General features: G+C 65.7%; 15 protein-coding genes. 6 read left to right on the top strand and 9 right to left on the bottom strand.

All coding sequences use genetic code 11. From position 1 onward, the window contains the following. Positions 1-54 precede the first annotated feature (54 nt). The gene (locus HU230_RS15320) at positions 55-1,140 is read left to right on the top strand and encodes a COX15/CtaA family protein (protein WP_176530961.1); all 1,086 of its coding nucleotides are present in this window, start codon (positions 55-57) and stop codon (positions 1,138-1,140) included. 4 nt (positions 1,141-1,144) lie between these two features. Here the strand turns inward: HU230_RS15320 and nadC are convergent, their stop codons facing one another. From nadC to HU230_RS15280, 8 genes are all read right to left on the bottom strand, one after another. Further along, positions 1,145-1,996, bottom strand: coding sequence for a carboxylating nicotinate-nucleotide diphosphorylase (nadC, locus tag HU230_RS15315; protein WP_176530962.1), 852 nt, complete (start codon positions 1,994-1,996; stop codon positions 1,145-1,147). Next, entirely contained in the window at positions 1,993-3,543 is a 1,551-nt protein-coding gene (locus HU230_RS15310; RefSeq protein ID WP_176530963.1) for an L-aspartate oxidase, read from the bottom strand. The genes nadC and HU230_RS15310 overlap by 4 nt, the downstream gene beginning before the upstream one ends. Next, positions 3,540-4,526, bottom strand: coding sequence for a quinolinate synthase NadA (nadA, locus tag HU230_RS15305; protein WP_176530964.1), 987 nt, complete (start codon positions 4,524-4,526; stop codon positions 3,540-3,542). The genes HU230_RS15310 and nadA overlap by 4 nt, the downstream gene beginning before the upstream one ends. A 54-nt stretch (positions 4,527-4,580) precedes the next feature. Further along, positions 4,581-5,540, bottom strand: coding sequence for an NUDIX hydrolase (locus tag HU230_RS15300; RefSeq protein WP_176530965.1), 960 nt, complete (start codon positions 5,538-5,540; stop codon positions 4,581-4,583). Between the two features lie 14 nt (positions 5,541-5,554). Further along, positions 5,555-5,959: a hypothetical protein gene (locus tag HU230_RS15295; protein WP_176530966.1), complete on the bottom strand. Its 405-nt coding sequence runs from the start codon at positions 5,957-5,959 to the stop codon at positions 5,555-5,557. 155 nt (positions 5,960-6,114) lie between these two features. Next, a complete protein-coding gene (locus tag HU230_RS15290) occupies positions 6,115-7,395 on the bottom strand; it encodes an O-acetylhomoserine aminocarboxypropyltransferase (RefSeq protein ID WP_176530967.1) in 1,281 nt (426 codons plus the stop codon). A 149-nt stretch (positions 7,396-7,544) separates the two neighbouring features. Beyond that, complete coding sequence (locus HU230_RS15285; protein ID WP_176530968.1) at positions 7,545-8,129, bottom strand: CoA-binding protein; 585 nt, start codon at positions 8,127-8,129, stop codon at positions 7,545-7,547. Positions 8,130-8,239: 110 nt separating this feature from the next. Further along, positions 8,240-9,067 (bottom strand): enoyl-CoA hydratase, encoded by an 828-nt coding sequence (locus HU230_RS15280; RefSeq protein ID WP_176530969.1) that lies wholly within the window; start codon positions 9,065-9,067, stop codon positions 8,240-8,242. A 71-nt stretch (positions 9,068-9,138) separates the two neighbouring features. Between HU230_RS15280 and HU230_RS15275 the strand changes: the two genes are divergently transcribed. The 5 genes from HU230_RS15275 to HU230_RS15255 all read left to right on the top strand — a co-directional run bounded on the left by HU230_RS15275 (position 9,139) and on the right by HU230_RS15255 (position 12,405). After that, on the top strand, positions 9,139-9,567 hold the full coding sequence (locus tag HU230_RS15275) for a PaaI family thioesterase (protein ID WP_097673498.1): 429 nt from the start codon (positions 9,139-9,141) through the stop codon (positions 9,565-9,567). Positions 9,568-9,719: 152 nt separating this feature from the next. Further along, a complete protein-coding gene (gene rplM / locus HU230_RS15270; RefSeq protein ID WP_050405657.1) occupies positions 9,720-10,184 on the top strand; it encodes a 50S ribosomal protein L13 in 465 nt (154 codons plus the stop codon). Further along, positions 10,184-10,660: a 30S ribosomal protein S9 gene (rpsI, locus tag HU230_RS15265; protein ID WP_092114692.1), complete on the top strand. Its 477-nt coding sequence runs from the start codon at positions 10,184-10,186 to the stop codon at positions 10,658-10,660. Before rplM ends, rpsI begins: the two co-directional genes overlap by 1 nt. A 246-nt stretch (positions 10,661-10,906) precedes the next feature. Then, positions 10,907-12,124 carry a GGDEF domain-containing protein gene (locus HU230_RS15260; RefSeq protein ID WP_176530970.1) on the top strand — a complete coding sequence of 406 codons (1,218 nt, stop codon included), beginning with the start codon at positions 10,907-10,909 and terminating at the stop codon, positions 12,122-12,124. A 44-nt stretch (positions 12,125-12,168) separates the two neighbouring features. After that, positions 12,169-12,405, top strand: a complete 237-nt coding sequence (locus HU230_RS15255; protein ID WP_176530971.1) for a hypothetical protein — start codon at positions 12,169-12,171, stop codon at positions 12,403-12,405. Here HU230_RS15255 and HU230_RS15250 read toward each other — a convergent pair. Next, positions 12,398-13,525 (bottom strand): AI-2E family transporter, encoded by a 1,128-nt coding sequence (locus HU230_RS15250; protein ID WP_210284483.1) that lies wholly within the window; start codon positions 13,523-13,525, stop codon positions 12,398-12,400. The two genes, HU230_RS15255 and HU230_RS15250, sit on opposite strands and share 8 nt — an antisense overlap. Positions 13,526-13,530: the final 5 nt, after the last annotated feature.

Raw genomic sequence — 13,530 nt, 5'->3', positions numbered from 1 at the left:
CCGCTTGCGGGCCGGACTATAAGGGGCCCGAAAATCCAATCAAGTCAGGGCGAAATGGCCGGTATTTCCGCACAACCATCGCAGCTCCGCGCCGTCAGGGTCTGGCTGATCGCGGTCGCCGCCCTGATCGCGCTGATGGTCTTGGTCGGCGGCGCCACGCGGCTCACCGAATCCGGCCTGTCGATCGTCGAATGGAAGCCGGTGACAGGCGCGCTGCCGCCCCTGACCGAGGCGCAGTGGACGAAGGCCTTCGAGGGCTACAAGACCATCCCGCAATATCGCGAGCTCAACGCCGGGATGACGCTCGATCAGTTCAAGACGATCTTCTGGTGGGAGTGGAGCCACCGGCTGCTCGGCCGGGTGATCGGCGCTGCCTATCTGCTGCCGTTCCTGTATTTCCTGTGGCGCGGCGCGGTGAGCGGCGAGCTCGGCCGGCGGCTGTGGGTGATCTTCGGTCTCGGTGCGCTGCAGGGCGGCGTCGGCTGGTGGATGGTGGCGTCCGGCCTCTCGGAGCGCGTCGAGGTGTCGCAATATCGGCTGGCGACGCATCTGGTGCTGGCGCTCCTGATCTTCGCGGCGATCGTCTGGACGCTGCGGCGCTTGACGGATCGTCCATCCGTGATTGCGCCACTCAGGCTGAAGATCACGAGCGCGGTGCTGCTCGTGCTGACCTTCGTTCAGCTCTATTTCGGCGCGCTGGTCGCGGGCCTGCGCGCAGGCCGGGTCTACAACACCTGGCCCGAGATCGACGGTGGCTTGATTCCGTCGGCTGACCGGCTGTGGTTCGAGACGCCGTGGTGGCGCAATCTGTTCGACAACACGCTGACGGTACAGTTCGAGCATCGCATGACCGCTTACCTGCTGTTCGCGCTGGCGATCGCGCATGCGATCGATGCGGTGCGTGCACGCGCCGGAAGTGCGGTCATCGCGGGGGCCTGGTGGCTGGTTGCGGCGATCACGCTGCAAGCGACGCTCGGCATCCTGACGCTGCTGCATCAGGTGCCAATCGATCTGGCGCTAGCGCACCAGGCGGTCGCGATCGTCGTGCTGACATTGGCGGTGTTGCAGGCCGAGCGCCTCGCTGCGCGCCGGACCGAACGGGACCAGCCGACCCTCGTTCCGGTCGGCCAGTCGCTTTAGTCCGTCAGGACAGATAGTCGAGCCCGATATCGAGCGCGGCCGAGCTGTGGGTCACCCAGCCGACCGAGATCAAATCAACGCCGGTGGCGGCGATCGCCGCGGCGGTCGCAGCCGTGATGCGGCCGGAGGCTTCGGTGAGCGCCTTGCCGCGCGCCATCGCCACCGCCTGGCTGAGCTGCTCGGTCGTCATGTTGTCGAGCAGGACCGCGTCGACGCCGAGTGCCAGCACCTCTTCAAGCTGCGCCAGCGTGTCGACCTCGACCTCGATCTTCACGAGATGACCGGTATTGGCCTTGGCACGTTCGATCGCGGGGCGGATGCCGCCGGCGAGCGCGATGTGGTTGTCCTTGATCAGCACGGCGTCGTCGAGACCGAAGCGGTGATTGCCGCCGCCGCCGGCGCGAACCGCGTATTTCTCCAGCGCACGAAGCCCCGGCGTGGTCTTGCGGGTGCAGACGATCTGCGCGCGCGTACCTGCGACAGCCTTGACCAGGGTGGCGGTCGCGGTCGCGACGCCGCTCAAATGGCAGAGAAAGTTCAGCGCGGTGCGCTCCGCGGTGAGCAGGCTGCGCGCCGGACCGTCGATGATCGCGATGACCTGGTCGGGTTCGACCGCGCTGCCGTCAGGCCGCTCGGCGCGCAGCTCGATCGCCGGCGACACCGTCTGGAAGGCTGACCGTGCGATGTCGAGCCCGGCGATCACGCCGGGCTGCCGCGCCCGCATCACCAGCCGGGCCTGCTGGCTGGCCGGCACGATGGCGTCTGCCGTGATATCGCCGGCGCGGCCGAGATCCTCGCGCAAGGCGGTTTGCACGATCGGTTCATACAGCAGCGGCAACAGGGGATTGAGGATCATGAGCGGGCACTCCTGGCTGGTAGCTTGGATTCAACGATGTCGTGCGCGGCGGCGAGCGCCTCGGCACGGGTCAGGGAAGACGGCGCCGCCGACAAAGCGGTGTGCGGGAAATCGGTGCGGAAATGACCGCCGCGGCTTTCCTCGCGCCTGATGGCGGCAACCGCGATCATCAGTCCGACCAATGCTGCGTCGGATGCCCCACCGGGACTACGCGCGAGCGGATAGAGGCCGCGGATCGCGCGTGCAATGCCGTCGTGGTCGCGCAGCACGCCGAGCCCCTGGGTGAGGATCGGACGCACGGCGGAAGGATCGGCGGCGGGCGACAGCGTGTCGTCGCTCAGCATCGCGCGCGGACCTGCGCTGACGCCTTCGATGCTTTCGGCGACCCAGCGCGCACAGACGATCGCTTCCATCAGCGAGTTGCTGGCGAGCCGGTTGGCGCCGTGCAGCCCGGTGCGCGCGGCCTCGCCGCAGGCCCACAGGCCCTGCACCGTGCTGCGGCCATGGCCGTCAACCGCGATGCCGCCCATGTGGTAGTGGACCGCCGGCCGGATCGGGATCGGATCATTGGCGGGATCGATGCCCGCCATCTTGCAGAACGCGCTGATCACGGGATAGCGCTGCGCGAAATCCGCGCCCGGATGCTTGCGCGCATCGAGGAAGGTGCGATGTCCCGCGGCGCGATGCCGCCAGACGGCGCGCGCGACGATGTCGCGTGGCGCGAGCTCGGCGCCGGGCTGATCGGCCATGAAGCGCCGGCCGGTCTCGTCGATCAGGGTCGCGCCGTCGCCGCGGATCGCCTCGGTCAACAGTGGCATCGGCCGTGACGGCCCATCGAAGGCGGTCGGATGAAACTGCACGAATTCGAGGTCCGACAGTTTTGCGCCGGCATGGGCCGCGAGCGCGAGCCCTTGGCCGAAGCATCCGCCTGGATTGGTGCTGTCTGAAAACAGCCCGCCGATGCCGCCGGTCGCGATCACGACGCGGTTGGTCGCGATCGTCGACGCGCCGCGGTCGCTGGCTGCGAGCACGCCCCTGACCGCATTGTCCGCGACCAGCAGCCGCCGCGCCTCGACGCCTTCCAGCAAGGTGATCGACGGCGTCTGGCGGACCACGGCGATCAGCGCCCGCATGATCTCGCGGCCGGTGCCGTCGCCGGTGGCGTGCACGATGCGGTTGCGGCCGTGCGCGGCCTCGAGCCCGAGACGCCAGCTGCCGTCGGCGCGCCGGTCGAAGGCGACGCCGAGCTCGGCCAGATGCTCCACGGCGGCAGGCGCGGCATGAACGATCCGGGATGCTGCGGCCGCATCACAGAGGCCGGCGCCGGCCGCAAGCGTATCGGCGAGATGGAGGGCAGGAGTGTCATCCGCGCCGACCGGCGCGGCGAGGCCACCCTGCGCCCACATGCTGGATGCTTCGGCGCCGAGCGGCGATTTCGACAGCAGCACGACCGGCTCGGGCGCGAGCTGAAGCGCGGTCATCAGTCCCGCGGCGCCGCCGCCGATGATCACCGGGCGGCCGTTGAGATCGGAGAGATCGGTCCTCATATTGCCAGCATCCTTTCGACGCTCTTGCGCGCGCGATCGGCGATCGCGGGGTCGATCGTGACCTCGTGCTGATTGGTCTCCAGCGCGTGGCGGATGTTCTTCAGCGTGATCCGCTTCATGTGCGGACAGAGATTGCAGGGGCGGACGAAGTCGACATCGGGATTGCTGGCCGCGATGTTGTCGCTCATCGAGCATTCCGTCAGCAGCACGACGCGCGGCGGACGTTTGGTCTCGACAAAAGACTGCATCGCAGCCGTCGACCCCGAAAAGTCCGCTTCGGCGACGACCTCGGGCGGGCATTCCGGATGCGCCAGGATGGTGACGTCGGGATAATTTTCACGCAGCTCACGCACGTCATCGGCGGTGAACAGTTCGTGCACCTCGCAATGGCCCTTCCAGGCGATGATCTTCTTGCTGGTCTGCTTGGCGATGTTCTGCGCCAGATATTCATCCGGCAGCATGATGACGCGTTCGGCGCCGAGCGATTCCACCACCTTGAGCGCATTGCCTGACGTGCAGCAGATGTCGGACTCCGCCTTCACCGCGGTCGAGGTATTGACATAGGCGATAACAGGCGCGTCCGGGTAGCGCGCGCGCATCAGCCGCACGTCCTGTGCCGTGATGGAATCCGCCAGCGAGCAACCGGCCTTGAGGTCGGGGATCAACACGGTCTTGGCCGGGTTCAACAGCTTCGCCGTCTCGGCCATGAAGTGCACGCCGGCGAGCACGATGATGTCGGCGTCGACCTTGGTCGCTTCACGCGCGAGCAAGAGACTGTCGCCGACGATGTCGGCGACGCCGTGGAAGATCTCCGGCGTCTGGTAGTTGTGTGCCAGCACCACCGCGTTGCGGCGGCGTTTCAGTTCGAGGATCGCATCGACGTCCTCGGCGAAAGTGGCCCATTCGAACGGTGGGATGACGCGCTTGACGCGCTCATAGAGCGGCGCGGTGCGGGTGAGCAGGTCGGTATCGAGTGCAACCATTTATACTCTCCTTGAGCATAAGATGGCTTATACTTATCCTGAGCATAAGGCGTGTCAAGTGCGCGAAAGCGGAAGCTTGGTGCCGACGACGGCCCGTTCGGCCAATACGGCATGGCGGAAGCGGAACAGCTTGGCCGGCCGTCCGACGGTGTCGGCGGCCATTGCGCCAGTCTCTTCAACGAGTTCCTGCTGCTCGATGAGCCGGCGGAAGTTCTGCTTGTGGACCAGCCGGCCTGCGAGCGCTTCAACACTGCGTTGCAGTTGCAGCAGGGTGAACTCGGCCGGCATCAACTCGAATACCACCGGGCGGTATTTGATCTTGGCGCGCAGCCGCGCGATCCCGGTTGCGAGGATGCGGCGATGATCCGCCGTCATCGGCTTGCCCGGCACGATTGGCGCCTCGCGGTCATGCGCGCGTCCGGCTTCCGGGATCAGCAACGCCTCGTACAGCAATTCGTAGCGCTGCAACACAAGTTCTTCGTTCCAGTCGCGGTCATCGAGACCGAAGGTGATCGCGCAGCGCTGCCAGCGCTCGCGCTGCAGCGTGGGTGACGAGGCCGACTTCGCCCACGTCTTCAGCTTCGGCGCGATCATCTTCGCAAGGCAGACCGGCGTGCCGGCGCGATGATCCTCCCAGGGGAAATAGTCGTACCAGCCGGACCAATGTGCCTCGAAACCTTCGCCGACCTGGTCCTCGCGGGTCAGGCCGAGATAGCTGATCGAGACGCTATGCGGCGTCCTGGCGTCGCCGGACCGGCCGCGGTCGGCAAAGGTGTAGAGCTGCTCGACATAGCCGAGCGGATGGCCGGTCTGCGCCTCGACCCACGCCCGCAACGCGGTCTGCAGCGAACGGTGGGTGAACTCGAACGGGCCGCTCGGCAGCGCGGAGCCGCCGGCGATGGTCATGATCTTCGGCGTGCCGTCGGTCACGGCGACCAGCACCGCGACGAGGTCGGCGGTCACCGCGTTGCCCGAAGCCGGTGCGCTGGTTTTCTTCTGCGGCGATCTGGCCACGCGCGCGTCCCGGGCTAGCAGTAGCCGTAGACGCCGCAGGCGTAGGGCAGGCGATCCCAGTAGTCGACATAGGCGCCGCCGTAATACGGGCCGAGATAGTTGTAGGAATGCCAGTTGCCGTAATAGCCGGGCAGCGACGATGACCCCGGCAGCAGCGGTTCGCCCGGCACGAACGGGATATACGGCTCTGCGTTGAGCGGGATCACTTCGGGCTCGACGACCACGAGCTGGCGTCCGCGCCGCACATAGGTCGGCTGCGTGATGGTGGTGCGGTAGGCGTAGTGCCGGCGCGGCAGGCCGGCCGGCAGCTGGCGCGCGGCCTTGACGGTGGCGCGTTTGGTGACGACAGGGCCGTCGGCGGCGTCAGCAGACGAAATCGCAAACAGCGCGATCGCGAGCGGCAATATCCAGCGCAGCATCAATGGTCTCCCGAATCATCCGGAGCCTATCACTGCCACTTTATGCCGGATTGAGCGTTAACGAGAGACCGTCGGTATTAAGCGTTAACGAGACGGTCGTTTGGGCAAGGTTGCCGGAGCGATGCGGGCGCACCGCTCCGGAACCAATGTCGGGATCAGGCGCGCAGGGCCTGGTCGAGGTCCGCGATCAGGTCTTCCTTGTCCTCGATGCCGATCGACAGCCGCACCACCTCGGGCGCCGCGCCCGACTTCACCTTGGCGGCGTCGTCGAGCTGGCTATGGGTGGTGGAGGCCGGGTGGATCACCAGCGAGCGGGTGTCGCCGACATTGGCGAGATGCGAGAACAGCTTCAGGTTCGACACCAGGTTGACGCCCGCGTCGTAGCCGCCCTTGAGGCTGAAGGTGAACACCGCGCCGGCGCCCTTCGGCGCGTATTTGCGCTGCAGGGCGTTGTACCTGTCGCCGGGCAGGCCGGCATAGTTCACGGCCGACACGGCCGGGTGGGTGGAGAGGAATTCCGCCACCGCCTTGGCATTGTCGCAGTGCTTCTGCATGCGCAACGGCAGCGTCTCGATTCCGGTGAGGATCATGAAGGCGTTGAACGGCGACAGCGCGGGACCGAGGTCGCGCAGGCCGAGCACGCGGCAGGCGATCGCGAAGGCGAAATTGCCAAAGGTCTCCTGGATCCGGATGCCGTGATATTCCGGGCGCGGCTCGCTCAGAATCGGATATTTGTTGTCCTTCGACCAGTCGAAGGTGCCGGCGTCGACGATGATGCCGCCGAGCGAGTTGCCGTGGCCGCCGAGGAACTTGGTCAGGGAGTGCACGACGATGTCGGCACCGTGGTCGATTGGCTTGATCAGATAGGGCGAGGCCAGCGTATTGTCGACGATCAGCGGCACGCCGGCCTTGCGCGCGACGGCTGCGATTGCCTCGATGTCGGTGATGCTGCCGGCCGGATTGGCGATCGATTCGATGAAGATCGCCTTGGTGTGCGGCGTCACCGCCTGTTCGAAGCTAGCGATATCGTCGGGATCGGCCCATGCCACGTTCCAGCCGAACGCCTTGAAGGCGTGGGTGAACTGGTTGATCGAGCCGCCGTAGAGCTTGCGTGCCGCAATCACCTCGTCGCCGGGCCTCATCAGCTGCTGCAGCACGACGAGCTGCGCGGCGTGGCCGGAGGCAACCGCAAGTGCCGCCGTGCCGCCTTCGAGCGCTGCGACGCGTTCCTCGAGCACGGCGTTGGTCGGGTTGCCGATGCGGGTATAGATGTTGCCGAATGCCTGCAGGCCGAACAGCGAAGCCGCATGGTCGGCGTCGTTGAAGACGAATGACGTGGTCTGGTAGATCGGCGTCGCCCGCGCGCCGGTGGTGGGATCAGGCTGTGCGCCGGCGTGCACGGCGAGGGTGGAAAATCCCGGAAGGCGATCGGTCATTCTTTGTGTCCTGTTGTGGCCTGGTCGAAACGCGCGGCATGCTGATGGCGACGACGCTCGCCGTCAAGCCGCGTCGGCGCGCGCGCCGCGGTTTGAAACGGGTGTGCTGCGCTTGACCGGATAATCGCGACGATTATTCCGCTGAAACGTCAGCTCGTCTCGGTTTTGTTTTTTGCGGCGCGGTCGGATGCCGCAGTCTGGCCGCCCCCGACGCTCATGCGGTTGAGCGACAGCCGCATGCCCTGCGTCGGGATCGGCGCGCGCTTGGAACTCAGCGTGCGCGAATTGACGCCCATCCAGGAGATCTCCGACGACAGCCGGCCATACTCGATCTTCGGGCAGCGGTTCATCACCACCTTGAGACCCGCGGCTTCCGCCTTCTCGGCGGCGGCATCGTCGCGTGCGCCGAGCTGCATCCAGATCACCTTCGGCAGCGGCGACAACTTCAGCGCCTCCTCGACGACCGGCATGATGTGGCTCGAATTGCGGAAGATGTCGATCATGTTGATCGGGCGATCGATGTCCGCGAGCGATGCGACGAACGGTTTGCCCATCAGCGCCTTGCCGACATGGCCGGGGTTGACCGGGATCATGTCGTAGCCGCGCTGCGCCAGATATTTGAACGCGAAATAGCTCGGCCGCACATTGACCGGCGAGGCGCCGACCATCGCGATCGATTTCACGTTGTTCAGGATGCTGCGGATGTAGTTGTCGTCGTAGGCGTCGTGGTTCATTTCTGATCAATTGTCCGGTGACGTCATTGCGAGGAGCGTAGCGACGAAGCAATCCGTTCTATCGTCGCATGGAAAGGTGAATTGCTTCGCTCCGCTCGCAATGACGAAGGTTATTTGTCCTGCCACTTCGGGTCGCGCTTCTCGATGAAGGCGCCGATGCCTTCCTCGGCGTCGCGCGCCATCATGTTCTCGGTCATCACCTCGGCCGCGAAGCGATAGGCGTCCGCGAGGCTCATCTCGGCCTGGCGATAGAATGCCTCCTTGCCGAGCTTGACGGTGTAGGCCGATTTCAGCGCGACCTTCTCGGCCAACGCGATCGCGGCGTCGCGTTCGGTGCCGGCCGATACCACGCGGTTGACGAGGCCGATGCTCTGCGCCGTTGCCGCCGAGACCGGTTCACCGGTCAGCAGCATCTCCATCGCCTGCTTGCGCGGCACGTTGCGCGACAGCGCCACCATCGGCGTCGAGCAGAACAGCCCGATGTCGACGCCCGGCGTCGCAAACGCCGCCGCCTCGGAGGCGACCGCGAGGTCGCAGCTCGCGACGAGCTGGCAGCCCGCCGCGGTGGCGATGCCCTGAACGGAGGCGACCACCGGCTTTGGCAGGTGCACGATCGCCTGCATCATCGCGCTGCAGGCGTTCATGATCTCCGCGAAATAGGCGCGGCCGCGGTCGGCATCGGTGCGGCGCGCGGTGAGCTCCTTGAGGTCATGGCCGGCGCAGAAGGCCGGGCCGTTGGCGGCGAGCACGACGGCACGGATGCTCTTGTCAGCGCCGATATCGTTCAGCGCCGCGTGCAACTCGCCGATCAGGCCCTCGGAGAGGCTGTTGCGGGCCGCGGGGCGATTGAGCGTCAGTAGCGCGATACTGCCGACGGTCTCGCGCAGCAGGATCGGCTGGTGTTGCGGCGCTTCGGCGCGGGCGGCTTGGGCGGACATGGCGAAAATTCCACTTTGGTCTGTATGACAACTTAATGTAACAGGCAGGCTGAAGCGAGGGCAGGGGCGGCATGGCGATTGCGAAAATGAGCGTGGCTGATCTGGAGGAGTTTCTGCGCAAGGAATTTCCGCAGGCGTTCACCCACGACGACATCAGGATCGAAAGCGCCGACGGCGAGACGGCCCTGCTGCGCCAGCGTTTCAGCGAGCGCATGCTGCGGCCGGGCGGCACGGTGTCCGGACCGACCCTGATGGGGCTGGCGGATTTCGCGATGTATGTGGTGCTATTGTCGGCCATCGGGCCGATCGGCCTTGCCGTCACCACCAACCTCAACATCAACTTCCTGCGCAAGGGGCAGCCGGGGCAGGACGTGCTCGCGGTCGCCAAGCTGCTCAAGCTCGGCAAGCGGCTTGCGGTCGGTGAAGTGAACCTGCTGTCCGGCACCTCGCCCGATCCGATCGCCCATGTCACGGCGACCTATTCCATTCCAAATCAATAGGCTTTTTCGCGGTATTATTACACCATATTTACAAGCTATTGTTTTCGCTGAAATAAATCGCGCGCACCGACGTTGACGCGCGGCCGCACCTTCTCTAGAAAGCCGCCAGTTCGGCGCATACGGCGCCGATTTCCTTTTCACGGATTTCACACATGAGCACGTTCTCGGCCAAGCCCGCCGAAGTGACGAAGAAGTGGGTCGTGATCGACGCCAAAGGTCTGGTCGTCGGTCGTCTCGCCACGCTCGTCGCGATGCGCCTGCGCGGCAAACACCTGCCTACCTACACCCCGCATGTCGATTGCGGCGACAATGTCATCATCGTCAACGCCGCGCATGTGGTGCTGACCGGTCGCAAGCGCGACCAGAAGGTCTACTACAAGCACACCGGCTTCATCGGTGGCATCAAGGAGCGCACTGCGAAGCAGATCCTCGAGGGTCGCTTCCCCGAGCGCGTCGTCGAGAAGGCGATCGAGCGCATGATCCCGCGCGGTCCGCTCGGCCGCATGCAGATGGGCAATCTGCGCGTCTATCCGGGTGCCGAGCATCCGCATGAGGCTCAGAGCCCCGAAAAGGTCGATATCGCTTCCCTGAATCGCAAGAACACGAGGGCCGCATAATGTCCGATACTTTGCAGTCCCTCGACCAGCTCTCGCAGGTCAAGCCGGCGGCTCCCGACGCGCCGAAGTACGTCAAGAAGGTCGACAAGTTCAATCGCGCCTATGCCACTGGCAAGCGCAAGGACGCGGTCGCCCGCGTCTGGATCAAGCCGGGCGCCGGCAAGATCTCGGTCAACACCCGCGACATCGAAATCTACTTCGCCCGCCCGGTGCTGCGCATGATGATCCAGCAGCCGCTGGTCGCTGCCGCCCGTAACGGCCAGTACGACGTGATCTGCACCGTCGCCGGTGGCGGTCTCTCCGGCCAGGCCGGTGCGGTCCGCCACGGCATCTCGAAGGCGCTGACCAACTTCGAGCCCGAGCTGCGCGGCGTCCTCAAGAAGGGCGGCTTCCTGACCCGTGACTCCCGTACGGTCGAGCGCAAGAAGTACGGCAAGGCCAAGGCCCGCAAGTCCTTCCAGTTCTCGAAGCGCTAATTCGGGTTGTCAAATTCGCGGCAATTGCCGCGTGCATCGAGTTGCAGAGGGCGCCGCGAGGCGCCCTTTTTGCTGCGCCAAGCCTGGCGTGCTTCGACGCGAATTAGCGAAGTTTTTCATGAAAACTTGCGTGTGCGTGCAAACGAAATTGGAACTCGGGCCTTCTAGCTTGCGGGCTCGCACTGGCGCTGCATCACCGTATTATTTGCGCCTGCGAACGTTGCATCACCGGGCTGGGGTGACACTATGTCGTTCGATCCATCGACGCTTTATCTGTTCGCCACCATGGTTGCGGGCATGCTCGGCGCCATGCTCTGGTTGTTTGGCAGGCAGGAGAACATCGCCGCGCTGAAATGGTGGGGCACCGCCTATCTGCTCGGCGCGGCCTCCGTCGCGCTCTGGACGGTCGGCAGCTCGACGCTCGATCCGCTCGTCTTGCTGGGTCTCAATGCGATCGGCTTCGCCGCCTGCGGCATGGTCTGGAATGCCGCGCGCATCTTCCACGGCCGCAAGGCCAACCTGCCGGGTCTCGTGCTCGGCCCGATCGTGTGGATCGGCGCCGTGACATCAGTCGCGGATCCGGCGATGCGCCTGACGATCGGCGCCGGGATCGTCGCGATCTACGCCGCGCTGACCGCCTCCGAACTCTGGAGCGAGCGCCGCCGCGCGATGCAGAGGCGCTGGATTGCGATCGCGATCCCGGTCGCTCATGGCTGCGTCCTGATGCTGCCGATCCTGGTCGGCGACGTGCTGCGACTGAACGGCCAGAACTTCGTCAGCAGCTTCTGGGTCACGCTGTTCTCGATCGAACTCGTGCTGTACGCGATCGGCACGGTGTTCGTGATCTTCATGATGGTGTCGGACCGCGCGGTCGCCGTGCACAAGACGGCCGCGTCGATCGATCCGTTGAGCGGCATGCTCAACCGCCGCGGCTTCACCGAGGCCTGCACGCGGGTGATCGAGCGGGAAGCCGTTGCCGGCCGGCCGGTCACCGTGATGATCTTCGACATCGATCATTTCAAGTCGATCAACGACCGGTTCGGCCATCCCGCCGGTGACGAGATCCTGAAACTGTTCTCCGCCGTGGTGGTCAACAGCCTCAGGATCAGCGATCTGTCGGGCCGGATCGGCGGCGAGGAATTCGCGGCGCTGCTGCCTTGCTCGCTGGAGGAGGGCGTCTTGGTCGCCGAGCGCGTGCGTGAGGCGTTCGAGAACAGCAACATCACCTGCGAGGACGGCGCGGTCGACACCACGGTCAGCATCGGCGTGGCCGGTGGACCCGCCGGGACCGAGCTCGAGGTGCTGCTGGCCTCGGCCGACACCGCGCTCTACCAGGCCAAGCGCAGTGGCCGCAACCGCGTCGAGGCAGCGGAGGAATTGCCGCTGTCGCTGGAGAACTGGCGGCGCAAGACCGCGGGCCTGCCGGCATCGGCGCGGCAAAAGCCGGAGCCTGCCCGTGCGTGAGCGCAGTAACGACTGGTTAACCATTCGATCCCGTGCTTTCGGGCATGGAGTCGATCAGCACCCGCAATCCGCAATCAGCGCTGATGTCGCTCGAAGCCGACGCGGCTTCGGCGCGCGGCGGCTTCGCCTGCCTGTTCTCGGACTCCGATGAATACGAGACCGCGCTGATCGCCGAACGCCGCGCGCAGGGACGATACCAACCGCAGAGGCGCCGCTGGCCGATCGTGATGCTGGTCGGCGTGATGCTGATGGTCGTCGGTACCATCCTGCTCTTCAACTGAGCTGCGGCACGTTCGACGGAGGGGGCGTCTGCGCCGGCGCCTGATCCTCCGCCTTGAAGTGGTCGATCATCACCTTGGCGATCGCCATCAGCGGCAGCGCCAGCGCGAGCCCCCAGATGCCGAACACGACGCCGAGCAGGATCTGGAACGCGAACAGCGTTGCCGGCGGGATGTCGAGCGCCTGGCGCTGGATGATCGGCGTCAGCACGTAGCTTTCCAGCGCGTGGACGCCGAGGAACAGGATGAAGGCCGACAGCGCCGCGATCCACCCCGTGGCGAGGCTCGCCAGCACCACGATCAGTCCGCCAAGGATCGCGCCGACCGTCGGGATGAAGGCGAGCAGGCCGGCCTGGATGCCGAGGATGAACGAGCTCGGAATCCCGATGATGGCAAGCCCGATCCAGGTGACGAGGAACACCGCGGTCATGGTGATGATCTGCGCGATCAGCCAGCGCTCAAGCGTCTCGCCGATGCGGTCGACGATGACGGTCGCCTGGGCGCGGTATTTGGCCGGCGCGATGAACAGCAATCCGGCGCGGTAGATGCTCGGCTGGGCCGCGAAGGCGAGCCCGAGGAACAGCACGATGAAGAAATTGCCGACGACGCTGACGGTGCCGAGCAGCACCTTCAGCGTCTGACTGATGATCGCGCCGCCGCTGGAAGCCAGCGCGCCGGCGCCGGGGATGCCATGCGATTGGGGCGCTGCCGGCGTCGTTGTTGTCGTCGTCACGGCGGTGCCTTCCGGCTTTGTCTCGCCAGCGGCGTTGGTGAAATCGAGATAGCTGGTGTCGACACCATGCTGCTCGAGGAACTCCTTGACGCTGCCGAGCTGCGATTTGATCGTGTTGCTCAACACCGTGGCCTGCTGCGCGATGGTGGTGCCGCCGAGGAACACGATGCCGGACAACAGTCCCGCCATCGCCAGGCAGACGATCGCAAGCCGCAACGCGTGAGGCAGCGCGGTCAGCCGGCCGAGCAGGGTGGTCATGGCATTGAGGGCGACCCCGAGCAGCATGCCCGCGAACAGCAGGAACAGGGTCGCGGCGAACTGCCAGGCGAAGGTCAACAGGGCAGCGAACAGCACGATGCCGATGCCGCCGACGGCGATCGCCCACGCCATGTCGT

The organism is Bradyrhizobium quebecense (assembly GCF_013373795.3).
Taxonomy (GTDB): Bacteria; Pseudomonadota; Alphaproteobacteria; order Rhizobiales; family Xanthobacteraceae; genus Bradyrhizobium; species Bradyrhizobium quebecense.
Note: the sequence above shows the minus strand (reverse complement) of the source record. Positions and strands in the feature narration are given on the sequence as shown.

Coding starts and splice junctions, on each gene's coding strand:
- HU230_RS15275 (WP_097673498.1), top strand. CDS start 9,139: ATGGCGATTGCGAAAATGAGCGTGGCTGATCTGGAGGAGTTTCTGCGC.
- HU230_RS15250 (WP_210284483.1), bottom strand. CDS start 13,525: ATGGCGTGGGCGATCGCCGTCGGCGGCATCGGCATCGTGCTGTTCGCT.
- HU230_RS15290 (WP_176530967.1), bottom strand. CDS start 7,395: ATGACCGATCGCCTTCCGGGATTTTCCACCCTCGCCGTGCACGCCGGC.
- HU230_RS15255 (WP_176530971.1), top strand. CDS start 12,169: ATGGAGTCGATCAGCACCCGCAATCCGCAATCAGCGCTGATGTCGCTC.
- nadC (WP_176530962.1), bottom strand. CDS start 1,996: ATGATCCTCAATCCCCTGTTGCCGCTGCTGTATGAACCGATCGTGCAA.
- nadA (WP_176530964.1), bottom strand. CDS start 4,526: ATGGTTGCACTCGATACCGACCTGCTCACCCGCACCGCGCCGCTCTAT.
- rpsI (WP_092114692.1), top strand. CDS start 10,184: ATGTCCGATACTTTGCAGTCCCTCGACCAGCTCTCGCAGGTCAAGCCG.
- rplM (WP_050405657.1), top strand. CDS start 9,720: ATGAGCACGTTCTCGGCCAAGCCCGCCGAAGTGACGAAGAAGTGGGTC.
- HU230_RS15285 (WP_176530968.1), bottom strand. CDS start 8,129: ATGAACCACGACGCCTACGACGACAACTACATCCGCAGCATCCTGAAC.
- HU230_RS15320 (WP_176530961.1), top strand. CDS start 55: ATGGCCGGTATTTCCGCACAACCATCGCAGCTCCGCGCCGTCAGGGTC.
- HU230_RS15280 (WP_176530969.1), bottom strand. CDS start 9,067: ATGTCCGCCCAAGCCGCCCGCGCCGAAGCGCCGCAACACCAGCCGATC.
- HU230_RS15260 (WP_176530970.1), top strand. CDS start 10,907: ATGTCGTTCGATCCATCGACGCTTTATCTGTTCGCCACCATGGTTGCG.
- HU230_RS15310 (WP_176530963.1), bottom strand. CDS start 3,543: ATGAGGACCGATCTCTCCGATCTCAACGGCCGCCCGGTGATCATCGGC.
- HU230_RS15295 (WP_176530966.1), bottom strand. CDS start 5,959: ATGCTGCGCTGGATATTGCCGCTCGCGATCGCGCTGTTTGCGATTTCG.